At 42.6% G+C, this 26502-nt stretch carries 22 protein-coding genes; 9 read left to right on the top strand and 13 right to left on the bottom strand.

Features of this window, described 5'->3' with window-relative positions:
• Positions 1–44: 44 nt before the first annotated feature.
• Both FEK29_RS02955 and bioA read right to left on the bottom strand, forming a co-directional pair.
• Positions 45–1253 (bottom strand): beta-ketoacyl synthase N-terminal-like domain-containing protein, encoded by a 1209-nt coding sequence (locus FEK29_RS02955; protein ID WP_138256895.1) that lies wholly within the window; start codon positions 1251–1253, stop codon positions 45–47.
• 1 nt (position 1254) lies between these two features.
• Positions 1255–2529 (bottom strand): adenosylmethionine--8-amino-7-oxononanoate transaminase, encoded by a 1275-nt coding sequence (bioA, locus tag FEK29_RS02950; RefSeq protein WP_138256894.1) that lies wholly within the window; start codon positions 2527–2529, stop codon positions 1255–1257.
• A gap of 156 nt (positions 2530–2685) precedes the next feature.
• On the opposite strand from bioA, the gene FEK29_RS02945 reads away from it, so the two are divergent.
• A complete protein-coding gene (locus FEK29_RS02945) occupies positions 2686–4182 on the top strand; it encodes an ArnT family glycosyltransferase (protein WP_138256893.1) in 1497 nt (498 codons plus the stop codon).
• Between the two features lie 262 nt (positions 4183–4444).
• On the opposite strand, the gene bioD is transcribed toward FEK29_RS02945, so the two are convergent.
• The 3 genes from bioD to FEK29_RS02930 all read right to left on the bottom strand — a co-directional run bounded on the left by bioD (position 4445) and on the right by FEK29_RS02930 (position 6700).
• Positions 4445–5062 (bottom strand): dethiobiotin synthase, encoded by a 618-nt coding sequence (gene bioD, locus FEK29_RS02940; protein WP_138256892.1) that lies wholly within the window; start codon positions 5060–5062, stop codon positions 4445–4447.
• A 105-nt stretch (positions 5063–5167) separates the two neighbouring features.
• Entirely contained in the window at positions 5168–5545 is a 378-nt protein-coding gene (locus FEK29_RS02935; protein WP_138256891.1) for a putative signal transducing protein, read from the bottom strand.
• Between the two features lie 3 nt (positions 5546–5548).
• Positions 5549–6700 (bottom strand): aminotransferase class I/II-fold pyridoxal phosphate-dependent enzyme, encoded by a 1152-nt coding sequence (locus tag FEK29_RS02930; protein ID WP_138256890.1) that lies wholly within the window; start codon positions 6698–6700, stop codon positions 5549–5551.
• Between the two features lie 193 nt (positions 6701–6893).
• Between FEK29_RS02930 and FEK29_RS02925 the strand changes: the two genes are divergently transcribed.
• Positions 6894–8684 (top strand): M61 family metallopeptidase, encoded by a 1791-nt coding sequence (locus tag FEK29_RS02925; RefSeq protein ID WP_138256889.1) that lies wholly within the window; start codon positions 6894–6896, stop codon positions 8682–8684.
• Positions 8685–9221 carry a GNAT family N-acetyltransferase gene (locus FEK29_RS02920; protein WP_138256888.1) on the top strand — a complete coding sequence of 179 codons (537 nt, stop codon included), beginning with the start codon at positions 8685–8687 and terminating at the stop codon, positions 9219–9221. It begins immediately after the preceding gene.
• A gap of 56 nt (positions 9222–9277) precedes the next feature.
• On the opposite strand, the gene FEK29_RS02915 is transcribed toward FEK29_RS02920, so the two are convergent.
• The 8 genes from FEK29_RS02915 to FEK29_RS02880 all read right to left on the bottom strand — a co-directional run bounded on the left by FEK29_RS02915 (position 9278) and on the right by FEK29_RS02880 (position 21282).
• A complete protein-coding gene (locus tag FEK29_RS02915) occupies positions 9278–9772 on the bottom strand; it encodes a hypothetical protein (protein WP_138256887.1) in 495 nt (164 codons plus the stop codon).
• A 156-nt stretch (positions 9773–9928) separates the two neighbouring features.
• The gene (locus FEK29_RS02910; RefSeq protein WP_138256886.1) at positions 9929–10207 is read right to left on the bottom strand and encodes a F0F1 ATP synthase subunit epsilon; all 279 of its coding nucleotides are present in this window, start codon (positions 10205–10207) and stop codon (positions 9929–9931) included.
• 78 nt (positions 10208–10285) lie between these two features.
• Positions 10286–11794: a F0F1 ATP synthase subunit beta gene (gene atpD, locus FEK29_RS02905; RefSeq protein WP_138256885.1), complete on the bottom strand. Its 1509-nt coding sequence runs from the start codon at positions 11792–11794 to the stop codon at positions 10286–10288.
• Positions 11795–11951: 157 nt separating this feature from the next.
• On the bottom strand, positions 11952–13586 hold the full coding sequence (locus FEK29_RS02900; RefSeq protein ID WP_138256884.1) for an SGNH/GDSL hydrolase family protein: 1635 nt from the start codon (positions 13584–13586) through the stop codon (positions 11952–11954).
• A 26-nt stretch (positions 13587–13612) separates the two neighbouring features.
• Positions 13613–16396 (bottom strand): TonB-dependent receptor, encoded by a 2784-nt coding sequence (locus tag FEK29_RS02895; protein WP_138256883.1) that lies wholly within the window; start codon positions 16394–16396, stop codon positions 13613–13615.
• Positions 16397–16588: 192 nt separating this feature from the next.
• Positions 16589–18433, bottom strand: a complete 1845-nt coding sequence (gene glmS, locus FEK29_RS02890; protein WP_138256882.1) for a glutamine--fructose-6-phosphate transaminase (isomerizing) — start codon at positions 18431–18433, stop codon at positions 16589–16591.
• Positions 18434–18574: 141 nt separating this feature from the next.
• Entirely contained in the window at positions 18575–20467 is a 1893-nt protein-coding gene (locus FEK29_RS02885) for a DUF4270 family protein (protein WP_138256881.1), read from the bottom strand.
• Positions 20468–20472: 5 nt separating this feature from the next.
• Entirely contained in the window at positions 20473–21282 is an 810-nt protein-coding gene (locus tag FEK29_RS02880; protein WP_138256880.1) for a glycogen/starch synthase, read from the bottom strand.
• Between the two features lie 103 nt (positions 21283–21385).
• On the opposite strand from FEK29_RS02880, the gene panC reads away from it, so the two are divergent.
• From panC to radA, 6 genes are all read left to right on the top strand, one after another.
• On the top strand, positions 21386–22231 hold the full coding sequence (gene panC, locus FEK29_RS02875) for a pantoate--beta-alanine ligase (RefSeq protein WP_138256879.1): 846 nt from the start codon (positions 21386–21388) through the stop codon (positions 22229–22231).
• A 13-nt stretch (positions 22232–22244) separates the two neighbouring features.
• Positions 22245–22595 (top strand): aspartate 1-decarboxylase, encoded by a 351-nt coding sequence (panD, locus tag FEK29_RS02870; protein ID WP_099545342.1) that lies wholly within the window; start codon positions 22245–22247, stop codon positions 22593–22595.
• Positions 22596–22684: 89 nt separating this feature from the next.
• On the top strand, positions 22685–23650 hold the full coding sequence (locus tag FEK29_RS02865; RefSeq protein WP_138256878.1) for a lysylphosphatidylglycerol synthase transmembrane domain-containing protein: 966 nt from the start codon (positions 22685–22687) through the stop codon (positions 23648–23650).
• A 26-nt stretch (positions 23651–23676) separates the two neighbouring features.
• Complete coding sequence (locus tag FEK29_RS02860) at positions 23677–24819, top strand: alpha/beta hydrolase (RefSeq protein ID WP_138256877.1); 1143 nt, start codon at positions 23677–23679, stop codon at positions 24817–24819.
• A 66-nt stretch (positions 24820–24885) separates the two neighbouring features.
• Positions 24886–25056, top strand: a complete 171-nt coding sequence (locus FEK29_RS17870; protein WP_161595304.1) for a hypothetical protein — start codon at positions 24886–24888, stop codon at positions 25054–25056.
• 56 nt (positions 25057–25112) lie between these two features.
• Positions 25113–26474, top strand: a complete 1362-nt coding sequence (gene radA / locus FEK29_RS02855) for a DNA repair protein RadA (protein ID WP_138256876.1) — start codon at positions 25113–25115, stop codon at positions 26472–26474.
• The last annotated feature ends 28 nt before the right edge of the window (positions 26475–26502 follow it).

The raw sequence follows: 26502 nt of genomic DNA, 5'->3' as shown, positions 1-26502 counted from the left end.
GAATTCAAAAATAGCGGAATAAGTTCAGAAAATATAATTGGATTCTAAACTTTGGAAAGTAATATGCTTACCGCATTCCCCCCGAACCCTACGGCATTGACCAAAACCTTTTTTATCGATTTAGGTTTGGATTCACATTGGTGAAAAGGAACCGCAATAACCTTCTGATGTTGTAACATAAGTAGGGCCATTTCAATATTCAACATTCCGGATGCGCCAAAGGAGTGTCCTATTTTCCATTTATTGGTAGTCAAAAAAGGAAGATCGTTACAGAATACTTTTTGTATCGCGTTCATTTCCGATGCATCACCCTTTAGCGTGCCCGGTGCATGCATAACAATAACATCTACCTCTTCCTTGCGAGTATCCTTTAATGCCATTTCCATGGATTTTTGGAAGCATTTGGCATTGGTAGAAATGGATACGTTGTGTTCCAAAAGCTCCGTCGCATAGCCAATTCCCTCGATTACCGCCAAAGCCCCATCTGAAATACCCTTTTCCAAACAGGCCACGGAAGCTCCTTCTCCCAATACCATGCTATTCCTTTTTTTGTCCAAATCCAGCGCCCTACAAGGATAGCTTCGACTACGCTCAGCTACCAAGGAATTTTCAGAATCGACCGAAGAAGCATATATTTTTAAAGCTTTCATCTGTGCAATGGTAAAAGGCGTCAAAGGCGCCTCACTCCCGCCTACCAAAAACCGATTGGCCATACCGCCTTGCAACCAGGCTACGCCGTTCAACAGTGCATGCAGCGCTGTAGAACAGGTAATGGAGTGGGAAAATTCCGGGCCTTGGCTTCCCAGATCGTGGGCCACCCATGAGGAGATATTGCCCAAGGTAGTCGTAGGCGAAGCCAAGGAACTTATTTTACCGTGCTTCAAAAAATCTTCATGGTAATGCTCAAAGAGACCTGTAGCGCCACGGGAAGACCCGATATTGATTCCAAACTTTGAGGTTTCACCTATTTTGGACCATCCGGCAGATGCCACTGCCTTTCTTGATGCATAAAGGGCATACAAAACGCTTTTGTCCAAATGTTGGTACTTGGAATCCGAGTGTCGTAATTCCTCGATTTTTTGCGAAATAGTTTCGGGCAACCGACCTACCCAAGTGCTATTCCCTTCTAAATTCGCAAGAGTGAGCAAATGGTCATCGTTTTGATAGTTTCGCCAAACATCGTCCATGGTGTCGCCCAAGGGAGAAATGGAGGCTATTGCGGTTATGGATATTTTATCTGTCGGTAATCCCATGTTATAAGCTATCCAACAGTTCATAAATCACCTCATAAATCCGTTGCAATTGGTCATTGGTAATTACATAGGGAGGCAACACATAGATGGCATTCCCCAACGGCCTTAAAAGGACCCCACGGGCCATGAAAAAATTGTACAATCGGTCCCGTAGATTGCCATACCGTTCCGTTTCAAGATTTAAATCGATGGCCAAAATCACCCCTATGGAACGGGCATTACGTACGTTTGGATGGTTCTCAACCTTGGCAACGAAGGTTTTATGTGCCGATGCAATGTAGTTCCTGCGCTCCAAAATTTCTGAAGAATTCAGGAGTTGGAGTCCCGCAAGGGCAGCGGCACAACCCAGTGGATGGGCACTATACGTATGGGCATGGAAAAACCCTTTTGCAACCTCGTCGCTCAAAAAGGCATCGAACACTTTTTGGGTACAACTGGTAATGCTAAGGGGAAACATCCCGGCAGTGAGGGCCTTGCTTAGGCACAGGATATCGGGCTTATTATGTAGGTTATCCGAAGCAAAGTTTTTCCCGGTTTTGCCAAAACCCGTCATGACCTCATCGGCTATACATAAAACATCGTGTTCCTGACATTTTTCAATGAGCCTGTCCAAGCCTTCGGCAGAATGAAACTTCATGCCCGCAGCACCTTGGACCAAGGGTTCGAATACGAAGGCAGCACATTTCTCATTAGCAAGTATGGTCTCCAATTGCGCCATCACCTCCTCCATATTTTCCTTTTGGGGTACTGGAATCCGCTTTACCTTCAATAAAAAATCCTCAAAAGGACCGTTATAGGACGATAGCCCGGAAGCACTCATCGCCCCAAAGGTGTCGCCATGAAAACCGTCCTCGAAAGCGATCAGGGTGTCCCTTATGTCGTTCCGATTGTGATGGTACTGCAAGGCCATTTTTATGGCCGCCTCCACGGCCGTGGAGCCGTTATCGTTAAAAAATATCTTGGCCTGATTGCTGGGTAAAATGGCCATAAGTTTTTCGGAGAGTTTTACGGCAGGCTCATGCGTAAAGCCACTGAACATGACAAAGTCCAATTGGCTCATTTGTTCCGATATGGCCTTTGTAATATGTTTATTACCATGACCATACATGGCCGTATACCAGGAGGCAATACCATCAATATAAGAATTGCCCCTCTCGTCCCAAAACAAGGCACCCTCGGCCTTCACAATACCAATTCGAGCTACCGCCGTTTGGTGCTGTGTCAACGGATGCCAAAGGTATTTTTTATCCCGTTCCGATAGATTTTCCCCGTTCATAGAATTTAAGAATCCACAATTTATCTATCTTGCAAAGATGGGATGTAAACTACTACGGGGCAAGCCCACGAGGTAATTACATAAAACCAATGATAAATTTCTAGGTAAACCCAAGGGTATAATCCCCTGGGAGGAGCCAATAAAGTCAAATTGTTGATGAATCCAAGCATCCTAAAGGAATCCTTATTGGGCAATTCCCAGCTAAAAAGTAAAACCGTATTTCTTCTATTGACGGGGATTACATTTTTCATTCGGTTTCCTTTTTTCTTTAGGGATTATATAGATCGGGACGAAAGTACCTTTATTCTCTTGGGACAGTCCTGGGTAGACGGCTATTTACCCTACACACAACTTTGGGATTTAAAACCCCCTTTGACTTTTGCATTCTTTGCGTCTATTATCTTCCTATTTGGAAAAAGCTTTGTAGCCATAAGGATTCTAGGCGCGTTACTGGTTGCCACAACCGCATTTTTTACTTATAAAATCACTTCGAGAATGACCACTACTCAGGTAGCTCTATGGTGTGGGATATTTTGTATTGTATTACTTAGTCTTTTCGGAAGCTTACAAGGGGTAATGTCTGAACACCTATGTATGGCATTTTTTGTTCCTTCAATGTACCTGATTATATCGAAAAAAGGCCCCATATGGTTGCTACTGGCAGGTCTGCTTATGGGGATTGCGGTTATGGTGAAATTGAACATGGCCTACCCCGTACTTTTATTGGGCCTCTTTTTGGTCATAGAACTTTTCAATAAACAAAAAAAAAGCACCCTTTGGAACGTCTTGGCTTTTGGCACAGGCGTTTTACTTGTAATCCTTTTGACGATTCTCCCTTACTACATGAGCGGTCAATTGGAGGTTTGGTGGAAGTCCGTTATCTTGGCCCCCTTGGAGTACAGTGAAGCAAGAAGATTTTCACTCTTAAAATTGGCCCCGACCTTCATTGTAATCGGTGTTTTTCTCTTCTATTGTTGGAAGAATGCCATCATTTCGGTCAAGGACAGGACTGCACTAATCCTGTTCATGGCCATCTGCGGTGTACTTTTCTCCTTCTTTAAAGGAGGAAGAATCAATGGTCATTATCTGATTCAAATACACCCAATGCTGGTCATATTCCTCGGAATCTTCTTAAATCGTTTGTTCCTTCGAAACCGACTAAAAATATCCCGCAAACTCCTCTTCTTATTACTTTTGATACCGGCGGAAAGTTACATGGAATACGTAAATATCGTAAAGAACAAAATAGAGCGGGGCACATTTTTCAACGGTGAAGGGTTTACGGTTCCGAAATACATTTTGGAAAACAAACTGGAAACCGATACCATTTTTTTCCTAGGGTACCATATTGGGTATTGGAACCTTGGAGTTTTGCCCCCAACTTTGGCCGCCACACATCCCAGCAATATCTGTAGGGATGAACTTTATCCGTTCTTTGATAATCCGCGAAAAAATTCTTTGGAAGAACTCAAATATATCATGGAAGAAATCAAACCGAAAACCGTGGTGGTACGAAAGGGCCGACTTGTTTTTGACAGGGATGAATTGGAGGAGAATGAATATATAGACGCCTATTTGGCCAAACATTATACCGTAGCGACGACCGTTGAAAAGGCAGAGATACTTCAGAGAACAGTAAGCAGTGAGCAGTGAACAGTTTTCAGATAATGATAAACTTGGAGCAATGGAACAGTCAACAGTTAACAGTAACGAGTTTTCAGATACCAGAAAACAGGGAGCAATTAGCGTTCAGCCTTTAGCCTTTAGCCTTTAGCCTTTAGCCTTTAGCCTTTAGCCAAATTAGAAACTGATAACAAAAATGAATCAGTTGTCTGGTGAAAAAGTTAGTTAGTGGGATAGTGGGATAGTTGTTGAACTAGAACCATTAACGAACAACCAAAAACCATGAACAATCTTATAGGCTCTCCAAAATATGCCTGAACGCTCCGGCATAGCGCGCTACAACAGTTTTGTCCAGTCTGGGCTCCTCATCGATTCTACCGATCAAGGGAACACCTGTCTTATGAAGTATGATTCTTTCCGTTGGGGGATTTTCCTTTCCGTTAAACAATACGGAAACATCATAGCCCTTGTTCTGTAACCACCCAATGGTCAACAAGGTATGATTGATACTTCCCAAATAGTGTTTGGAAACCACCACGACCTTATATTCCGGCATAATGATGTCGAACATAGTATCCTCATCATTCAGGGGCACCAATAGGCCTCCGGCCCCTTCAATAACCAAATTGTTGTCCGTCTTGGGTTCGTTGATGTGGAAACGATCTATTTTCACCCCATCTATCTCAGCAGCGGCATGCGGACTCATGGCCGCTGTAAGCTCGTAGCTGCTTGGCAAAATACGTGTCTTGTCGTTCGATATTAGATTTTTTACCGTATCGCTATCCGTTTGGTCCAAATCACCGGACTGTATGGGCTTCCAATAATCGGCCATTAGGGCTTCGGTTATAATGGCCGAAGCAACTGTTTTACCCACTCCCGTAGAAATACCTGTAACGAAAATCTTTTGCATTCTTAATTAATTTGATCACTTCCCGCGCAAGCACAAGGGACATGTATTAGAAAATAACTTTTATTTTAAGTAAAGTCTTAAACCAACTCACCAATATAATCCCGATTATCGAGTTATCATGCCACAATTTAGGCACTTATATTTTCTTTTCTCAAAAAAAGGAAAAAGTTTATAAAAAATCCCCTTCCTGTTATAATATACTTCAGATTTTCTAGCCTTGCAATTGGGACAGGTTACCGGATTGCCAAAGTCATCCAAAGCATATGCCCTAACTTCATTATAAATTTCCAAGGCCCGCTCCTTGTCCTGGGCATAGACCAGCAGCTTTACCCCTCCAATGGCGTTGCTTATCAGGGGGTCGGAATTCAAGGTATTCTCATCCCTCAGAAAAACCGGGATGCCTTCTGATTCCAGTTTTCCCTTTATAATTTGCACATCGGCCACATATTCAAAAGAAGCAACATGATAAAATTTGTCCGTCATGCATCAAATATATTTTGACAATAATTGCAGCACCAAACCAATCTCTTCCTTAGAATTGAAACTATGAAGGCAAAATCGCAATCTTTCTTTCCCTTCGGGAACCGTAGGGGAAAGGATGGCCTTCACATCAAAACCGTCGTCCCTCAATTTTTTGGAAATCTTGCCGATTTTCTCATTGCCCGGAATAATTACGGATTGAATGGCCGAATCACTTCCGATTAGGTTACCGGACCACTTCTGTTTCTTTGCTTGACCCTTGAAATAGGAAATATTTTCAAAAAGCTGGTCGCGCTGCGCCCCTCCTTCAACAACAAGAAATTCATAGGAAGATAAAATACCTACAATATCATGTGGAGGCAACGCCGTAGTATAAATAAAGCTCCGTGAAAAATTTATGAGATAGTCCCTTAGGGCATTGCTGCCAAGTATAGCCGCACCATGGGTGCCCAAGGCTTTTCCAAACGTAACGATCCTTGCAAAGAGAGCCTTTTCCAATCCCAACTCCTGTACCAACCCAAGACCTTTTTTACCCATAACGCCAACGGCATGAGCCTCGTCCACGATCAAATGATATCCTTCCGAGGTACAAAAACTGGCCAATTGTTTTAGATCTGGAGAATCACCATCCATGGAGAATACGGATTCCGTGACCACATAAACATCGGAATCACCATTTTCGCAAATAGTATTTTTTATTTTCTCCTTTAAATCCGACAGGTCGTTATGCCCATATTTATAACTCTTGGCATGGCTCAGTTGTAATCCGTCTCGGATACTGGCGTGAATAAGTTCATCGTAAAAAACAAAGTCGCCCCGTTGTGGAACACATCCAAAAAAACCGATGTTGGCATCGTACCCCGAGTTAAACACCAGTGCATTTTCAACATTATGGGTCTGCGCCAATACGGATTCCAATTCCTGGAACAGGACATGGTTCCCGGTCAACAACCTGGAGCCTGTTGCGCCGTTCTCACTGATATTATACTTTAACAGTAACTGAAAAGTCTTGGAGAAAAGGCTTTCGCTCTTGGCGAAACCCAAGTAATCGTTGGAGGAAAAATCGACCATCCCGGCCGGAACGCCCAGCTGTCTTAATGAACCGTCATTCGCTCGCTCATGTAACTTGTTTTGAAGTTTTTGGGGAAGGTCTGTCATTCCATCGGATTTTACCGCAATCTATCAAAAATCCCATACAGAAAAATGAATTTTGGTGCTATTTTTTGTGGGAATATCCCTTGTTGCTTTAACCATTGATATTGATGTATTCCAATAATCATTTAGAGGTTTAATTGAACAAACCAATCGGTAAATCTGTATATTTAGCACTATCGTTTGTAATCCCTGTTTCATGAAATCTATCCGACTTTTACTTGCACTTTCATTCGTTATTTCCATTTCTAGGGCACAGACCAATCACTATACCATTTCTTTTGAGAACGCCGTGCACCATGAAGCCTTCATTACGGCCACTTTTCCAAACATCACTACAGATACCCTCGCGGTTCGTATGAGCAGGACATCCCCTGGCCGCTATGCCTTGCACGAATTTGCCAAGAATGTGTATGGATTTAAAGCGTATGACGGTAAAGGAAATTTGCTCAAAGTACATAGACCGGATCCCTATCAGTGGCAAGTTTATGGTCATGATGGCACCGTTAAAATCGAGTATCTATTATTCGCCAACCGTGGGGACGGTACGTATTCCCAAGTGGATGAAACCCATGCCCATTTGAATATTCCGGCCACGTTTATGTATGCTCCAAGCTTGGAGCTTCGGGACATTGAAGTAAGCTTTGTTATTAGAAAAAACTTGAATTGGAAGGTGGCCACACAGTTGCCCTTGGTGTCCGGTACAACCTATGCCGCGCCAAACTTACAGTATTTTATGGACAGCCCTGTGGAAATCAGCAATTTTGGTTTAAGGGAATTTCAGGTCGATGGGCAAACAATACAATTGGTGCTACACCATAATGGCACGGAGGAGGAGCTCAATACCTATTTTGAAAAAGTCAAGAAAGTAGTCCTTGCCGAGAAAGAAGTCTATGGGGAGTTGCCTGATTTCGATTACGGCCGATATACCTTTCTTGTCTGTTACATTCCAAATGCTTCGGGCGATGGCATGGAGCATCGAAATTCGACCATTCTAACCAGCACAAGAGGCTTGGCCAACGGTGGTATGGAAGGCAACATTGGAACCGTTTCCCACGAGTTTTTCCATGCTTGGAACGTGGAAAGGATTCGGCCCCGATCGCTGGAACCCTTTGACTTTGAAGAAGCGAATATGAGCGGGGCCCTTTGGTATGCCGAAGGTTTTACCAGCTATTACACGAATCTTATATTGTGCCGGGCCGGATTGATTTCGCCAAAGGAATATATAGAAGGTTTAACGGGAACCTTTAACTACGTTTGGAACTCGCCCGCCACCCATTTTTTTAATCCCATTGAAATGAGCTATCAGGCTCCGTTTGTGGATGCCGCTACTTCGGTGGATCCCGTAAATAGGGAAAACACGTTTATTTCCTATTACTCGTACGGAAGCGTTCTTGGATTGGCTTTAGATCTTTCACTTCGGGAGATAGGGCTGAACCTGGATGATTTTATGAAGCTTGTTTGGAATAAATATGGCAAGACACAAACACCGTATACAATTGAAGACCTACGGAATACATTAAACGAATATGCTGGAAAGGAGTTTGGGGAAACCTTTTTTGGTTCCTATATCCAAAAAAGTGAAATGCCGGATTACGAATCCCTTTTTAATGCGGTTGGGGTTGGCCTTACCACTAATCCCAATATCCCATATTTGGGTATTTCGGCACGATTGAACGGAGATGGAAATGGCGAGATTACCTCGAACCCCAAAATGGGCAGTCCCGCTTACGAAGCCGGTTTGGACAAAGGGGATGTCATTACGGCCATCAACGGGGAAAAATTCCCCGATGGGATGCAGTTCGATGCCTTTATATCACAGTTCAAGCCTGGAGACGTTCTAAAAGTCGATTTTGAACGATTCGGCCTTCCAAAAAGTACAAATGTAACCTTACGACCGAGTTCCATGTACACGATAGTTGTCAAGGAAGACGAAACACTTACCAAAAAGCAACGCAATACTAGAAAGGAGTGGTTGAAACTGCCATAAATGGATATAAATTACTGCCGTGCCACTGCGGACGAGGAACTGCAGGGCATATTATTGCTTCAAAAGAAAAATGCTTTGGATTCACTAACCGATGAGGAAAAGCAACAAGAGGGTTTTGTAACCGTCATCCATACGTTTGATTTGTTAAAGCGGATGAATGCGGATTGTCCACATATCATCGCAACGGTCAATGATGAAGTCATAGGTTACGCCTTATGCATGACACGGAAATTCGGTGCCGATATTCCGCTACTGGCCCCTATGTTCGAAACGACGGATATCCTCTTACCCGGAAAAAAGTATTTGGCCATGGGACAAATCTGTGTATCCAAAGAGTTTAGGGGTCAAGGAGTATTTAGGGGGTTATATTCCTTTTACAAACGAGAACTTGGGCAAGACTACGATGGCCTCCTTACCGAAGTGGCCACCAGCAACCAACGTTCCCTGAACGCCCATGTGAGTGTAGGCTTTGAAATTTTACAAACCCACGTATCCGAAGATATTTCCTGGGAATTGGTCTATTGGGATTGGAGGTGAATAAAGGGAATCCAGATGTTGCAAAAAAAAACAATTAGCCAGGTATCTTTCTAATCTTAAAGGCCTTCCGTCAAGATCTTCCTCTTATCATGCGGGTCAGTTGCATCCCAAAGATCCACTTTTAAAAATTTTGCGATTTCAACGCCCATATTTAATGCAACCTCATCATTATAGCTAAAATAGACACGTTTTCGGCCTCCTCTTTGTAACCATAAATTCACTTCATATCTTACAGGAGCCTTCCTATCAAAGTTGATGGAACGTGTTTTATGCGCTTTAAAAACAGAGATATAGTCAACAGGGGGCAATTCCTCCCATTTGCCAAATCCAAACCGACCTATATGCCAACGCGTTTGAAGCCTTTTGTTTGCTTTATCCAAAACTATGCTGGTACTTTTACTTAAAAGTACACCCATTCCGGCCATAACTATAGCCATGTACAAATTCCCTACCTGAAATTTTTGATAAACAAATCCAGGTCGTAACAAATTATGTCCCGTTATAAAAATACTTAGGAAAAAAATTAAAAGGCTAAAGGCCAAAGCACCCATGATCAATTGTAATACAGGTGGCCTGCCTTCACTTATTTCCAGTTTGTCCTTGTTAGTCAGAATTAAACAATTTAATATCGTAATATAAAAAAACCAACTCTTTCGAGTTGGTTTTTTTATTTCCAGTTCCCCTCCTTTGGAGGGGTTAGGGGAGGATTAATCCGCCAATACGATTACTTTATTGTCCTTAAGTTCCACGGTACCACTGGAAATCTCCAAAACCGTATTCCCATCTTGGTCCTTAGTGAACTTGGAAGCATAGTCCTCCTCTATATGCATAGTGCCCTTTACCTTCACTTTTCCCTCCTGTAAAAGGGATACAATAGGGGCGTGGTTCTGCAACATCTGAAACTCGCCGTTGATTCCCGGTACGGTTACGGATATTACTTCTCCGGAAAATAAAGTTGCTTCGGGCGATACTATTTCTAAATACATACTTCTCTAGTTCTAAGTTTTAAGTTAAAAGCTCAAGTATCAAAATCTATGAACCAAAAACTTTAAACTATTAACAATCTACGCTTCGGCAAGCATTTTTTCTCCTGCTTCAATAGCATCCTCGATAGTTCCCTTCAAGTTAAATGCCGATTCTGGCAAGTGGTCCAATTCACCATCCATAATCATATTGAAACCTTTGATAGCATCCTTTATATCTACCAAAACTCCTGGGATACCCGTAAACTGTTCCGCCACATGGAACGGCTGGGAAAGGAAACGCTGTACACGTCTGGCCCTACCTACGGCCAATTTATCCTCTTCGGACAATTCCTCCATACCCAAAATGGCGATGATATCCTGTAATTCCTTATAACGCTGTAACAACTCTTTAACACGTTGCGCACATGCATAATGATCCTTACCCAAAATTTCAGGTGTCAAAATCCTTGACGTAGAATCCAAGGGATCCACGGCAGGGTAGATACCCAACTCCGCAATTTTTCTGGAAAGTACGGTATTTGCATCCAAGTGTGCAAATGTCGTAGCAGGAGCGGGATCCGTTAAGTCATCCGCAGGTACGTATACCGCCTGAACAGAAGTAATGGAACCCCTTTTGGTTGAAGTAATACGTTCTTGCATAGCACCCATCTCGGTGGCCAAGGTTGGTTGGTAACCTACCGCTGAAGGCATACGACCTAACAGTGCAGATACCTCTGAACCTGCTTGTGTAAATCGGAAGATATTATCTACGAAAAACAATACATCTTTCCCTTGTCCTTCCCCTGAACCATCACGGAAATATTCGGCAATTGTCAACCCGGAAAGCGCCACACGTGCACGTGCTCCCGGTGGTTCGTTCATCTGCCCGAAAACGAAGGTTGCTTTGGAATCCTTCATGGCCTTCTTATCCACTTTGGACAAGTCCCATCCACCATCTTCCATGGAGTGCATGAAGTCCTCACCATATTTTATAATGCCTGATTCCAACATCTCCCGAAGCAAATCATTTCCTTCACGGGTTCTTTCACCAACTCCAGCGAACACGGAAAGTCCACCGTGTCCCTTTGCGATATTGTTTATCAATTCCTGGATCAAAACGGTTTTACCTACACCCGCACCTCCAAAAAGACCAATTTTTCCACCCTTTGCATAAGGTTCGATCAAGTCGATTACCTTAATACCCGTGAACAAAACCTCTGTAGAGGTTGAAAGATCCTCAAATTTTGGTGCTTCCCTGTGAATGGGAAGACCATTTTTTCCTTCTTTTGGCAAATTGCCCAAACCATCAATAGCATCTCCAATAACATTGAACAGACGTCCGTAAACATCGTCCCCAATGGGCATTTGAATCGCGGCTCCTGTTGCAACCACTTCAGTCCCCCTGCTAAGTCCATCGGTAGAATCCATGGAAATGGTCCTAACGGTGTTTTCCCCAACATGTGATTGAACTTCCAAAACCAATTTTGAATTGTCCTTATTGGTTATCTCCAAGGAATCGTAGATTTTAGGAAGATCTTCTCCCGACTGAAATTCTACATCCACCACGGGCCCAATGATTTGCGAAACTTTGCCTGTAACTTTTGACATTACTAATCTGTTTATATATTACTTAAAAAATGCTCTGATTTTCAGGCTGCAAAGATATGTCTTTCAATTTTAAACAAAAATTGTTTTTTTGGGTTTTTTACAAAACAAAAAAGATGCACTTAAATGCATCTTTTTGTTACATTTTTAAACCCAATACTTATTGAAGCGTAGGCGAAAAATTGGTAGGATACTCCCCAACATTTACCAAGTTTCCTGAATCCTCAAAGTTGGAACCATAGGTAGCATCAATGGCCTTCATAAACTCATTGGCGATCAAGGCATAGCCCCTGGCCGTTGGATGGATACCATCCAAGGAAAACGCGCCTCCAGTTACCAAACTTGCGGTCAAGGTATATTGCCCGCTCGTGATGCCTCCATTTGCCAGTTGGTTCAACAAAGCATTGGCATCCACGAATGCCAAGCCTGCCTGACTGGCCGCTGCCGATATAATCGCGTTAAAAGCGTCGGTCGCATTCGCAATTTCAGTCTGTTCCTCTGGAGTCAACACCCATTTATCCGCCAACGGCAAACTTATGCCCTCAACGGAGAACTGGCCGGCCAAAGTAGCCGATAGACCCTGGGCCACCAAGGCACCTGCCGCCTCCATGTTGACCGTTCCAATAACCGTACTGCTGGGCAGCACAAAAAGATCATCGGCAGTGGCCTGCCTCGCCTGTCCATAGGTAGTACCCAGCAGACCGGCAACCAGCGGAGCCGCCTGTGGAGGCAATCCAAACTGTTGTACGAAAACAGGGAACCCTGGATTGGCATTTAAAGCCCCCGTTATCTGGGCCGAAAAATCGGTAAGGCTTTCATCCCGTATTACCACGGCATTTGCCTCTGTTGTAGAGAAGCTTATAATCCTCTCCGTAGCGCCCAAAGCTGTAAAAATCTGATTTAAGGCACCAAAAATGGTGTTCAATGTCGGGATTTGGGCCGCGAAATCAGGGTTGGATGGATCCAATGGGTTGAACGGAACCGTAGTAAAATGAGGTATGCTCGTAACATCCGGAATATTGGCTACCACACCCTGAGCACCAGTAGCTGCCAATGTCTGGATCAAGGCGCCATAGGTGTTTGCAAAACCAACTCCTGGAGGGCCATCGATCGGAGTAATAGGGTTGGTACCATCACCTCCCGTAGTGGCGTAGCCAAGTACGTCATTGTTTCCAATCCATAAGGAAAAGAACGTTGGGGACTGACTTGCAGCCATTTCCAAAATACTGATATTTGGATTTGAACCGGTCATCCTCACGAAGTAAGGATTGGCAAGTCCAAGGGATACATTTCCCAAATTCCCATATCCAGGAGCCAACAAATGAAAACTTTTTGCCCCAGGCACACCCAGATTATTGAAAGGCCCGGTTGGGTTATTCAAAGCTATATCAGTCCCTACGGTAACAGGACCAATAACCGACTCCAGCGGCACGGGTCCCGCCCCACCAAAAACCAATCTGGGGGCCTGAATTCGATTACCCCCTGCGGCCAACCCTCCAAAGTTATCGCTGGTTAGGGGTTGTACAAAATCACCACCACCTACCATGGCAAACTTTTGGGATAGAATATTGGGTGTTGAGAAATTTTGGCCTGCTTGGAACAAGGCCCCATCCGTAAAACCGGCCGTTAAGGAATTACCCAATGAAATATAATTGGAAAAATTTGCCGAGCCTGCCGTAAGTTCCGGTTTGGCCTCTTCTATAACAATTGGGTCCAGATCTACATCCTCTGGGTCGTTACAATTGGTAAAGACCAATAAGAGAGAGGATAAAAATATATAGGTTATTTTTTTCATTTCTAAACGGAATTTAAATTTCATTTTTAGTTGTTGATTGTCCATGACAGATAATACATAGACCCGATAAATCCGGTTCCGAAGGCCGTAAAGTATTCATCGCCCAACAAGTTGTTACCACCAATCTTAAAGGTAGATTTTATGCTAGGTACAGTGTAATTGATCTGTGCATCCACCACATGGAATTCCGGAACGACCCCATTACCAAAAGTTGCTTCCCAATAGTAATCATCGCTGAACCTGTAGTTGACATTGAAACCAAAATTCTTGAACAGCTCTGCATTACCAAAAGAAGCCTTAAACTGATGTTCTGGCGTATTGAAGCCCACCTGAAAATCAGGATTGGCAACCCTGTCGAAATCCAACTTGGCATAAGTATAACTTCCGCTTAGGTCAAAATCACCCAATACTTTGGCGGTAAGTCCTAAAGACGCTCCATAGGAATTGATGTCCACATCTGAATTGGTATAGGCCTGATAGGTCTGAAAGTCACCATTGGAAATAGCGGCTACGGACAAAGCGCCATCACCTACGGTACCGTAATAAGGTGCAATCACATTTTCTGGTGCCAAGAAGTTACTGTAGCTATTGTAATAAGCACTAAAATCTATAACCAATTTTTTTACCTTGCCTCGATATCCTATTTCTACCGAGGTAACTTGTTCGGGCTGTACCACATCAGGATTGGCTATTTCCAAAACCGCAGGATTTCCAGTTTCGGACAATCTTATAACCGATTCCGCTGAATATGAATTTTCATAAGCGGCCCTACCCGTTTGGACGATACTTGATGGCTGGCCTAACAATTGTCCACCTCCACTTACTTCAAAAGTTCTTTGATACCTGTCCAAATTATCAGGTGCGGCACCCACCAAAATGGCTCTACCAGCATCCAAGCCAATAAAAAGGTCTTGGGTCGTTGGGTTTCTGAAACCTGTTTGGATAGAAGCCCTAATGTTATGGTCTCTATTTAAGGAATAACCCGCAGAAAACCTAGGCGAGAAAAATCCATCAAAGAATTCGTTCTTATCATATCGGACGGAGGCAGTCAATTTTAAGCTTTTTTCATTGGCCATTTCAATTTTCTTTTGAACTTGGGTGTACAAACCAAACTCCGAATAATCGATGGGGCCATCAGCGTCCGTATAAATAGTTCCAAAAGAATTTAAACTGTATTGCCTGTATGAACCACCGATTTGAACTTCTGCCCAGTCCCATAAATGACCAAAGTTATAGTTCGCATCTGAGTGATAGTACTTTGAGGCGTCCCTAAACTGAGAACCTCTGGAAAGATCAGGATTTCTTATTACTCGATCAAAGGCCGCTTGAAATTCTGGGGTACCGGGTAAATATCTCCCCGATTCCGCTTGGGCCCTCGCGGCGGCATGGGCCTGTTCCTCAGTAGCACCGGCCAATGTAGCCTGTACAAAAGTACCTGTGTACTCCCCAAACCACGTATTGTCATCCTTCCATGATCGGTTTATGTTGATTCCGGTAAAGACCATATCATAGGAATCTCCCGCCTTATCAGAAACTACATAACCCCTAAGGAAGAAGTTATCGTTTCTAAGTTCCAATTTGTGCTGCTCCTGGAAAAAGTTCGCAATATTATATCGGTTGGTACCTTGGTATATGGTATTTCCCGTGCCAATTTTTCCAACATAGGAAAGTTCCAGGTTGTTGCCCTCTATCGGTCTATAATAAAGTCCCCAATCAGATTTAATACTTCGGGCTGTATAGTTTGTCAAATCGCTTTCATTATATCCTGTACGGCTCACCTCCACGGAAGGCACCAAGGCGTTCGCCCCATTTGGAAGGATTCCCAATCCTTCCAAGGTTACGGCCACGTCCTTTATATCTGTAGAAACCTCATCCCCATATACGTTGATACCATCATAATTTAAGGCATCCCGTGTACGACCCGGCACAAACTTATCGACCGTACTGGTCGCCGCCCAGTCGGTACCGTCCAAATACCCAAAATTCCATTTAATGGCAAACTTATCGCTGAACTTATGGGCTGCACGGACACCAACATCCGTATAGGAGTTTGTCCCTGCGGCTTCCTGGGAAGTGACCCCTTGTTTAACGGAAACACTGATACCTTGATAATCAAAAGGACTTTTACTTCTCATAAAGAGAATCCCATTGAAAGCATTGGCTCCATATAAAGCCGATGCAGCTCCTGGCAATAGTTCCACACTTAACACATCGGTCTCTATCATACCCACCAAGTTTCCAATAGGAAAGTTCAAAGCGGGAGTAGAATTGTCCATTCCATCCACCAACTGCATAAAACGGGTGTTGGCGAATGTTGCAAATCCTCTTGTATTAACCGATTTAAAAGTTAAACTGTTGGTGTTTACATCAACACCCTTTAAATTTTCGAGCCCGCTGTAAAAATCTGCCGAGGCCGTATTTTTTATGGTTTCGATACCCATTCTTTCTACGGTTACCGGAGATTCAAAAATTCGTTCCGGGGTTCGGGAAGCGGAAATTACCACCTCGTCCAAGAACGTTTGTGCTTCGGAAAGAACTACCCGAAGCGTTTGATTATTGGAAGTAATGTTTTCGAGTCCATCGGTATAACCAATACTGGTAATACTTAACTGAAAGGGGGGCTCTTCTGATGTCTGCAATATAAAATTACCATCAAAATCGGTTGTAGTCCCGATTGCCTTGCCTACAATTACGATATTGGCACCCGGAATCGGTTCGCCGTTTTGGTCAACGACATTTCCATTGATCGTTGTTTGTGCATAGCCTGATGCCCCAAACAAAACCAATGCTAACAGTAGTATTGTTCTCATTCTTAATTTGAGTTAGAAATTTACGTGTGATGAAGATACAGATAATTTTATACCAAATATAAGAATTTGAAAAAAATTATGCATGCATAGTATTATTTTGACAATTTACGATGCCGCTTTTGATGATTTTAGTATTCCGCTAACAAAAAAAGGACGCAAAATTGCGTCCTTCAGATTGTATTTAAATCCATTTTACTCTACAGTAACCGACTTGGCCAAGTTTCTTGGTTGGTCTACATTACAACCTCGCATGACCGCGATATGGTATGAAAGTAATTGTAAGGGTATGGTAGTCAATAGAGGTGAAAGACTTTCCAAGGTTTCTGGAACCTCAATAACATGGTCCGCCAATTCCTTTACTTGCTCATCACCTTCGGTAACGATCGCTATGATTTTTCCCTTTCTGGATTTTATTTCCTGGATGTTACTGACCACTTTTTCATAATGTCCCTTTTTTGTTGCAATAACAAAAACAGGCATTTGTTCGTCTATCAAGGCAATAGGACCGTGCTTCATTTCTGCAGCAGGATAGCCTTCCGCGTGAATATAGCTGATTTCCTTAAGTTTCAAAGCACCTTCCAAGGCAACCGGAAAATTGTACCCCCTACCTAAATAAAGACAATTGGAAGAGTCCTTGTATACATCTGAAATAATCTCGATCAAAGGATTCGCCTCCAGTGCTTTTTCAACCTTATTAGGGATGGTCTCGAGCTCGGTAAGGAATTCGTGGAACTTTGTTTCCGAAAAAGTTCCTTTCTCCTTGGCCAGTTTTAGGGCCAACAAAGTCAATACCGTAATCTGGGTAGTAAAGGCTTTTGTGGATGCCACCCCGATTTCTGGACCGGCATGCGTATAGGCTCCGGCATCTGATTCGCGCGCTATGGAGGAACCTACCACGTTACATACCCCAAAAACAAAGGCTCCTTTCTCCTTGGCCAACTTTATGGCTGCCAAGGTATCTGCAGTTTCACCGGATTGGGAAATGGCAATTAACACATCCTTTTCCGTAATAACAGGATTTCGATATCTAAATTCCGAAGCGTACTCTACTTCAACTGGAATCCTGGCCAAATCCTCAAAAATATATTCTGCCACAAGACCGGCATGCCAAGAGGTACCGCAGGCTACAATGATGATTCTATTCGCATTCATGAACTTTTCCAAGTTCTGGTCGATTCCTGCCATGCGAATGATTCCTTGATCGGCCAAGAGTCTTCCCCTATATGTATCCTTTATGGCCCTGGGCTGTTCATATATTTCCTTCAACATAAAATGATCGTAGCCTCCTTTTTCAATTTCCTCCAAATTCATCTGAAGTTCCAAAATCCGTGGATAGGCAACGGCATCATTTTTGATCTTTCTAAGTTTTATCTCCTTACCAAGACGAACTATGGCCATCTCCTCGTCTTCCAAATAGACGGCATTATTGGTGAATTCGATAAAAGGGGATGCATCTGATGCTATAAAGAATTCATTCTCCCCTATTCCAATAGCTAAAGGGCTTCCCAATTTCGCAACTACGATTTCATCTGGCTTCCTTCTATCGAAAACTGCGATGGCATATGCCCCAACTACTTGGTTCAAAGCTATTTGGACGGCCTGACCCAATTTGACATCCTCTGTTTTCTTTACTTCCTCAATAAGATTTACCAAAACCTCTGTATCCGTATCCGAGGCAAAAGTATATCCCCTTTTGGTCAACTCCTTTTTAATGGATTCATAGTTCTCTATAATTCCATTGTGTATGATGACCAAATCACCGGAATTGGAGTAGTGTGGATGGGAATTCACGTCGTTGGGTACCCCATGCGTGGCCCATCTTGTATGACCGATACCTATAGAACCTTCTTGGGAAATACTGTTAGCCTTCTGCTTTAAATCCTCTACTTTTCCTTTCGTCTTTACCAAATTGATTTGACTGCCATCAAATAAGGCAATCCCAGCACTATCATATCCCCGATACTCCAAGCGCTGTAATCCTTTTATGATTATTGGGAAGGCATCCCTATGTCCAATGTAGCCGACTATTCCGCACATATTATATTATTAGTATTATAAAAGTAGTTCAAATTTAATCCAACGAACAAAAATTCAATAAGTTATCAGTTTATTGAACGAATAAATCCTTTAAAGTGTATACATTAAATGAAAAAAATCTGATAGGCTCTTATAAAGTACCTACTCCGTTCTAGTATAACTTATTTCCAACCTTAATCTTTTGTCATAATTTGGGTCGGATTCCGGGATATTACTCCCGAACAAAACAGTACCTAGGGGTGTTAGATTGGAGGTCACGGGAATATCCTCTTCAGTTCCATTTGCAAAAATAGCGTTTGTAACACTTGTAATTTGAATATTCGTAGTAAGTGTTAGACCCAAGGTACTATTCACAGAATCCCGTACGACAAGATTATTAATGTGGTCCGTGATTCTAACCGTATATTTTACCCCAAGGCCATTTTCCTCCACAAGGACCCCATCATAATTTGGGTATGTTGCAAGTGGATTTAGGGAACTTGGTAGTGGTTCTGTGTTCACATTGTACAAAGGACTATTGGTTTCTGAATTATACAAATAGAGACGGGGTGGTTCAGCAGGTTCAGCACCCATACCTGGATAACTCCTATCCACATAAAATACAAGATTGGCTTCGTTAATTATCCAATTGTTGGCCCGTATTTGCTCCAATATATTTTCGGCGTTGTCTGGCTCAAAAAGTTCTATTTCAGACGTGATACCTGCACCCCCCTTCAAGAATATTCTGGATGCATTCATGTTGGTATCAAAGGAATCTAAAACATCTTGTGGATAATTTTCGTTCACAAAAGTATTCACGGCATTTCCTGAAAAACCAGCTGCAGCAGTGCCCGTCAATAGGTTTAAGGTAAATGTGCCCTCACGTTCTTCCGCCTCGCCCAGTTCAGAGTCGTAAGCTAGATAAGAGTAGGTGATGGTAATATTGGCTTGTGTCAAGTCCAACAGCAACAGTGTTGGATCGCCAATCGATTCCAATAATGATAAATGGATACCTCTAATAAATTCCGAAAAATTCGACTGACTCAAAAGCTCAGGTTTACCTTCCATATCCAAAATGTTATCCTGAAAAAATTCGGTATCCAAAGACACGCGAATACCAGGGTCCAATTTCGTAAAGATTAAAGACTCATCCGTATCTTCCGTATCTTCATCATCCTCGCCAGGTATTAATATTTCCCTGTTATCTACAGTAATTTCTCCATCCATATCTGAGTCATACAATACGTCTGAAACGAAGGTTGGTACAAATTGTTGGCTAGAATAATATTGTTGCGCTTCTTGAAAATTGGTGTTGGGATCCAAATCCCTTAGAAAATAGGTAGAACGCTGAACTTTTAAACCTATGGTTACAGGTTTGATCACATCATCATAATTCTTTGCATTCACATAAATGCTGTCCAAATCTACCGTAGTGGGAAAATTATTTGCGAATATTTGGGAATCATCAGTGTCGTTGAGTCCATCCAAATCCAAATCCACACTTTGGTCATCCAAGGGATCTGTATTGGCCGTTCTTTCCTCAGCATTTGTGGCTCCATCACCATCACTATCATTCGTTGGATCCTCAGGAAGATCATCAAACTCATCGGCTACACCATCATTATCAGTGTCCCTTGAAATCGCCTTGGTTAAATACGGGATATAAAGGTAGACTTCCTTCACGGTTTCCTGTTCATTAATGGTAGTCGCCGAGTCGTCATTTTCAGCATCATCCTCGATTCTTTGGGAAAGCACCCCAAAAGTGGGGTTGGAGGTTGGTAAATTTAGCTGCGATGTAATGGTAGCAGTTGTTTTGCCATAAACGGGATCATTGTAGATTCCAAGTTGGTAAATCGGCAGCTTATTTGTTCTTACCGCTTCTATATTGCGGTTATATGCAAAGACATCATACACCTCTTTTCCTGTTGAAAATGGATTTTCACCTGTTACTCCTGCACCTATGGTAGTGAGGTCCTGTTCGCAGGAGAAAAATATCGTACATATTATGAAAACCCCAAATAATATGGGTAAAGACCGCTTATGAAAAATGTTCATTCAGATTATTTTAAAACTTCCGTTTTGTAAAAATTAGCGTATGCTTCCTCAAATTCTTGAATTGGAACATATTCTAACACAGGTTTTTCTTGATTGGAAATATGTGTTGTTAGGTCTTCTGGAATTTCTTCCGAGGCTAAAATAATGGCATCGGAATAATCGACGGCAACTTTTAACAAATTATTATAGGAGGGGCTTTCCAAGGAGGCGATTTCTTCCTCTGGAATTCCATCAAAAGCAATTCTCTTTATCATGTCCTTATCCAGCTCACCTTCAAAAGTCTTACCATAAACGGAGAGTACGATTTTACTATCCGCGAAAAGAGGCTCATCCGCATAATACTTTTTAAGATAAAGCGGCAACAAACTGGCCATCCATCCATGCACATGAATGATATCTGGAGACCAATTCAGTTTTTTAACAGTTTCCATCACTCCTTTTGCAAAAAATATGGCCCGCTGATCATTATCCGGAAACAACTCGCCCTTTTTATCGGCAAAGGTTGCCTTTCTTTTAAAATATTCCTCGTTATCTATGAAATACACCTGTATGCGCTCCCTAGGTATGGAAGCTACCTTAATTATCAATGGCATGTCCATATCGTTTATGACCAGGTTCATGCCGGACAATCTGATAACTTCGTGTAATTGATGCCTTCTTTCGTTAATGTTACCGTACCTGGGCATAAAAATCCTAATTTGGCCCCCGTTACTGTTTACCATTCTGGGTGCCTCATAGGACATATGTGAAACTTCATTTTCGGGGAGGTAAGGGACTAATTCAGAAGATACAAACAATACCTTTTTACCATTCATAAAAACTATATTTTATTTTTCACGGAAACGCAGGTGCAAAATTACAAAAAATATAGAGATTACCAGTATTTATAGTAAGTTTGCTCGCTAATCACGATTTCGCATGCGCCCTATCGAGACAAAAAAGGAACTTGATAAAATTTTAAATCGCACCCCTTCTTCAAACACATTGGGACTTGTTCCTACCATGGGTGCACTACATAAAGGTCATCTTGCCCTGGTCAAAAAGGCCGTACAGGAAAATGACCGGGTAGTAGTTAGTATTTTTGTCAACCCAACACAATTCAATAATAAGGAAGACCTTGTAAAATATCCCAAAGACCTCTCCAAGGACCTAGAACTTATAGAAAGTGTTGATCCGGATATTATCGTCTTTGCTCCATCGGTGGAAGAAATCTATGCGCAATCCGTTAGGCCTAAAAAATATGATTTCCAAGGATTGGACAACGTGATGGAAGGGGAATTTAGAGACGACCATTTTAATGGTGTGGGCACCATCGTGGAACAGTTGTTCAGTTTGATCCAACCAAACAATGCCTATTTTGGCGAGAAGGACTTTCAACAACTCCGCATCATTAAAAAACTCGTGGAAATACAGAAAATACCCGTGAATATTATCCCCTGTCCAATTGTAAGAGAAGACCACGGTTTGGCCATGAGTTCCAGAAATGAAAGGTTAAGCGAAAACATACGACTAAAGGCCGGGTTCATCTTTAAGACATTGCAAACTGCCAAGGAAAAATTTGGCACGAAAAGTGCTTTAAAAGTGAAGGAATGGGTAAAAAACCAGTTTCTTAAAGAGGAGGATTTTGAAATGGAATATTTTGAGATTGCCGATGTGGAAACACTGAGCCCGTTAAAAAGAAAAGTAAAGAATAAAAAATATAGGGCGTTTATTGCCGTTTATGCCGAAGATATAAGGCTAATTGACAATATAGCACTCAATTGACTAATTTTGTCCCATGCAAGTACAAGTAGTAAAGTCCAAGATTCATCGTGTAAAGGTAACCGGAGCCGACCTAAATTATATAGGGAGCATTACCATTGACGAAGACTTGATGGATGCTGCCAATATTATACAAGGAGAAAAAGTTCAGATCGTAAACAACGACAACGGGGAGCGTTTGGAAACCTACGTCATACCTGGACCCAGAAACAGTGGCGAAATTACTTTGAACGGAGCCGCGGCCAGAAAAGTAGCGGTTGGGGACGTCTTAATTCTGATTACCTATGCCTGGATGCCCTTAGAGGAAGCCAAAACCTTTAATCCTAGCCTTGTATTCCCGGATGAAAAGACCAACCTTTTAAAATAGGTTTGCCAGCACCATTTTCTACATTTTTCGTTCAAGTGTCATTTCAATGAAGAATACTTGCTTACTTTAGACGTCCATACCCAAACATTGTGAACCCATCCTTGAAAAAGACCCTTAAACTGATCGTGCCTATACTTATTGGGGTGTTTTTAGTACTGTATTGGTATTTAAAGACTTCACCGGAAAACAGGGAGCAGATTCTTTTTTACATCAAGGAAGCCGATGTTTTCTGGGTTTCCATTTCATTGCTTTTGGGTATCATAGGTCATGTTTCAAGGGCCATTCGATGGAACTATTTGTTGGAACCTTTGGGTTACAGACCAAAGTTGATCAACAATATTTTAATGATCTTCATGGCCTATCTGGCCAATTTAGGGGTGCCGCGCACCGGTGAAATTTTAAGGGCAACGGCCCTCACTACCTATGAAGGCGTTCCTTTTGAAAAAGGCTTTGGGACCATCGTTACGGAACGTGTTATCGATTTGATCATGCTGTTGATCGTGGTCATTATCACGCTCTTTTTACAGACCGATATTATCATCACCTTTTTTGAACAACGCGGATTCAATGCCAGCGGACTGATAATCCTGGGAATTGCAGGATTCGCGGCGGGCCTGATTTTCTTTTTGTTCATCAAAAAATCAAAAAACGCTATTGCCCAAAAAATCAAGACGTTTGTAAAAGGATTGTTGGACGGTGTCTTCAGCATTTTTAAAATGAGGAAAAAGTGGGCTTTCGTTTTTCATACTATCCTCATTTGGGCGTGCTATATTGGTATGATGTGGGTCATAAAATATACAGTGCCGGAAACCGCGCATCTGTCCCTTAATGAAATCATGGTCGCCTTTGTATTTGGAGCTTTCGCCATGGCTACCACAAATGGCGGTGTGGGACTTTTCCCCATATTGGTGAGCAAGGCCTTGGGGCTCTTTGGAATAAGCTCCGTATCCGGGGACGCCTTTGGGTGGATTATGTGGATCGCACAAACCCTCATGAACATTGTGTTCGGTGCAATATCTTTTATCCTATTACCGTTATTGAACAGAAATAAATAACCAAATCTTCTGTCCAATAACCTATTATGCGTCATTTTATTACTATTCTGACACTTCTATTGGTGTCTTTTGCCCAGGCCCAAACCACCCAAGAGATTTTTGAATCCTTCAAACTTCAGGAACGCAGGGATGTTCAATACTACTTTCCTCCAAACATGGATGAAAACAAGAAATATCCTTTAATTGTGGTCTTGGACGCCAATTACCTGTTTGATCAGGTAGTGGCCACCTCAAAATATTACAGTCGGTTTCACGGCATGCCAGAAAGTATCGTTGTTGGCGTAAACCAAAGTGAAAACGGCATCCGTTTGGAGGATTGTGCCTTTGATCCAGAAAACGGACTTCCCAGCGAAAAAGGAAAAAAATTCTATGAGTTCATAGGAATGGAGCTGATTCCCTATTTGGATTTAAATTACAGCACCGCGCCTTTTAAAATGATATTCGGGTACGATATTTCAGCAAACTTTCAGAATTATTGGCTTTTCAAGGACAACTCGGTCTTTGATGCCTATGTAAGCATCTCCCCTACCTTGGCCCCAGAAATGGAAAGCAGGGTGCCATCGCGTTTAAACACCTTTGATAAACAAATGTTCTATCAATTGATCGTTGAAGGCGAGCAAACTGACGATACTCAAAAAATTATGGCTTTGGATACCGGGATAAGGGCCTTGAACAAGGAAACCCTCCATTATTTCTTTGACAAATACGATAAAGCAGACCATATTTCCGTCGCTACCTACGGCATTGGAAAGGCCTTCGATAATGTATTTGGCATGTTCAAGCCGATAAGCCCAAAGGAATATAAAACCCAAATTTTGACTTCGGATGAACCCGTATACCAATATCTTGAAAACAAGTATCAGGGCATTGTGGATTTGTTCGGCTTTAGTAAGCCGGTGGAACTGAACGACATCATGGCCATCTATGCCGCCACCCGAAAGAAAGAAGATTTGGAATCCTTAAAATCGCTTTCGGAATTATGCAAAAAGGAATATCCGGATACCATGATGGGCTTTTATTTTGAAGGAGAATATTATGAGCAGATGGGAGAACCCAAAAAAGCATTGAAGACCTTTGAAAAGGCTTTTCAGATGGACGAAATCGATTTTTTAACTAAAGAAATGGCATTGGAAAAAATGGACGCATTAAAGGCGGATTTTGGTTTCTAACCTACACCAAACCCCGCAAACCCAAATATAAACTTAGATCCCAAATCTAACCTACATCCTACAATTATGTTTAAAGGCATCTTTAAATACTACGCCTGTGCTGGCGTGTATTTCACCTACTATGGCCTCAAAGGCGATAAATTATTGGCGTTGAGCATACTTTCCCTATTCTTGGCATGGGCCTCTTTTTTTATGGCCATCTGGGAATTCAAGAAAAATCGATCAGAAGAGGAATAAGAAATTTTCCTTTTTGAACTTCTTAGTACCTTTGGCGTAAATAAGAAACGCTACGAATGGCCAAAACTAAAACCGCTTTCTTTTGTCAGAATTGCGGTACGCAATATGCCAAATGGGTGGGACAGTGTTCCGCTTGCAAGGAATGGAATACGGTCGTTGAGGAAGTGGTTCAAAAAGAGGAGAAAACCAGCTGGAAACCTTCTCCTTCCGCTGCCAAACGTATTTCCAAACCCTTGTTGGTGCATGAAATAAGTGTTGAGAAAGAGCTGCGGCTCAACACGTTCGACCTAGAATTCAATAGGGTGCTTGGGGGTGGTCTCGTACCTGGAGCCTTGGTCCTTTTGGGCGGTGAACCCGGCGTTGGAAAAAGTACGCTACTTTTACAGATTGCGTTAAAACTACCTTATAAGACCTTATACGTTTCCGGTGAGGAAAGTCAGAAACAGATAAAGATGCGGGCAGACCGCATCCATCCCAATAGCGAAACCTGTTATATCCTCACGGAAACCAAGACCCAGAATATCTTTAAGCAAATTGAGGCTACGGAACCCGATATTGTGGTCATCGATTCCATTCAGACCTTGCATTCGGATTATATCGAGTCGGCCGCAGGGAGTATTTCCCAGATTAGGGAATGTACTGCGGAACTTATCAAATTTGCCAAGGAAACCAATACGCCCGTTATTTTGATCGGCCATATTACCAAGGACGGTTCCATTGCGGGACCCAAAATTTTGGAGCACATGGTTGATACGGTTTTGCAGTTTGAAGGGGACCGCAACTATGTATACCGAATCCTTCGTTCCTTAAAAAACCGTTTTGGTTCAACGGCAGAACTGGGCATCTATGAAATGCAGGGTAGCGGACTCCGGGAAGTGAACAACCCCTCCGAGGTTTTGGTCTCCAAAAACGATGAAAGCCTGAGCGGTACCGCCATTGCCTCCACGGTGGAAGGTATGCGTCCTTTGTTAATAGAAATCCAGGCCTTGGTAAGTACGGCAGTATACGGCACGCCCCAACGTTCCACCACCGGATATAACGCCAAACGCTTGAACATGCTCCTAGCGGTTTTGGAAAAAAGGGCCGGATTTAAACTGGGCGCCAAGGATGTTTTCTTGAATATAACGGGAGGAATCTCCGTAGACGATCCCGCCATTGACTTGGCGGTCATTGCCGCTATTTTATCCAGTAATGAGGACATTCCCATTGAAAAGGGTATTTGTTTTGCCGCGGAAGTGGGACTGGCCGGGGAAATCCGTCCTGTACAACGGGTGGAGCAGCGCATTTTGGAAGCCGAAAAACTGGGCTACACCACCATTGTCGTTTCCAAGAACAATAAAATTGGATTAAAAAACACCAAAATCAAGGTGCAGTTAGCGGCGAAGATTGAGGATGTGGTACGTAGTTTGTTTGGATGAGCGAAAAACAAGGTTTAGTTCAAAGGTG

The organism is Maribacter aurantiacus (genome assembly GCF_005780245.1).
Lineage (GTDB): Bacteria > Bacteroidota > Bacteroidia > Flavobacteriales > Flavobacteriaceae > Maribacter > Maribacter flavus.
This window is presented reverse-complemented; position numbering and strand designations above follow the sequence as displayed.

What these genes read in the sequence shown, in the direction of transcription:
- FEK29_RS02910 (WP_138256886.1), bottom strand. Translation starts at nt 10,207, where the DNA reads ATGTATTTAGAAATAGTATCGCCCGAAGCAACTTTATTTTCCGGAGAA.
- FEK29_RS02900 (WP_138256884.1), bottom strand. Translation starts at nt 13,586, where the DNA reads ATGAAAAAAATAACCTATATATTTTTATCCTCTCTCTTATTGGTCTTT.
- FEK29_RS02915 (WP_138256887.1), bottom strand. Translation starts at nt 9,772, where the DNA reads ATGGGTGCTTTGGCCTTTAGCCTTTTAATTTTTTTCCTAAGTATTTTT.
- bioD (WP_138256892.1), bottom strand. Translation starts at nt 5,062, where the DNA reads ATGCAAAAGATTTTCGTTACAGGTATTTCTACGGGAGTGGGTAAAACA.
- FEK29_RS02885 (WP_138256881.1), bottom strand. Translation starts at nt 20,467, where the DNA reads ATGAACATTTTTCATAAGCGGTCTTTACCCATATTATTTGGGGTTTTC.
- glmS (WP_138256882.1), bottom strand. Translation starts at nt 18,433, where the DNA reads ATGTGCGGAATAGTCGGCTACATTGGACATAGGGATGCCTTCCCAATA.
- panC (WP_138256879.1), top strand. Translation starts at nt 21,386, where the DNA reads ATGCGCCCTATCGAGACAAAAAAGGAACTTGATAAAATTTTAAATCGC.
- panD (WP_099545342.1), top strand. Translation starts at nt 22,245, where the DNA reads ATGCAAGTACAAGTAGTAAAGTCCAAGATTCATCGTGTAAAGGTAACC.
- FEK29_RS02955 (WP_138256895.1), bottom strand. Translation starts at nt 1,253, where the DNA reads ATGGGATTACCGACAGATAAAATATCCATAACCGCAATAGCCTCCATT.
- FEK29_RS02880 (WP_138256880.1), bottom strand. Translation starts at nt 21,282, where the DNA reads ATGAATGGTAAAAAGGTATTGTTTGTATCTTCTGAATTAGTCCCTTAC.
- FEK29_RS02945 (WP_138256893.1), top strand. Translation starts at nt 2,686, where the DNA reads ATGAATCCAAGCATCCTAAAGGAATCCTTATTGGGCAATTCCCAGCTA.
- FEK29_RS02895 (WP_138256883.1), bottom strand. Translation starts at nt 16,396, where the DNA reads ATGAGAACAATACTACTGTTAGCATTGGTTTTGTTTGGGGCATCAGGC.
- radA (WP_138256876.1), top strand. Translation starts at nt 25,113, where the DNA reads ATGGCCAAAACTAAAACCGCTTTCTTTTGTCAGAATTGCGGTACGCAA.
- FEK29_RS17870 (WP_161595304.1), top strand. Translation starts at nt 24,886, where the DNA reads ATGTTTAAAGGCATCTTTAAATACTACGCCTGTGCTGGCGTGTATTTC.
- bioA (WP_138256894.1), bottom strand. Translation starts at nt 2,529, where the DNA reads ATGAACGGGGAAAATCTATCGGAACGGGATAAAAAATACCTTTGGCAT.
- FEK29_RS02925 (WP_138256889.1), top strand. Translation starts at nt 6,894, where the DNA reads ATGAAATCTATCCGACTTTTACTTGCACTTTCATTCGTTATTTCCATT.
- FEK29_RS02935 (WP_138256891.1), bottom strand. Translation starts at nt 5,545, where the DNA reads ATGACGGACAAATTTTATCATGTTGCTTCTTTTGAATATGTGGCCGAT.
- FEK29_RS02860 (WP_138256877.1), top strand. Translation starts at nt 23,677, where the DNA reads ATGCGTCATTTTATTACTATTCTGACACTTCTATTGGTGTCTTTTGCC.
- FEK29_RS02930 (WP_138256890.1), bottom strand. Translation starts at nt 6,700, where the DNA reads ATGACAGACCTTCCCCAAAAACTTCAAAACAAGTTACATGAGCGAGCG.
- atpD (WP_138256885.1), bottom strand. Translation starts at nt 11,794, where the DNA reads ATGTCAAAAGTTACAGGCAAAGTTTCGCAAATCATTGGGCCCGTGGTG.
- FEK29_RS02920 (WP_138256888.1), top strand. Translation starts at nt 8,685, where the DNA reads ATGGATATAAATTACTGCCGTGCCACTGCGGACGAGGAACTGCAGGGC.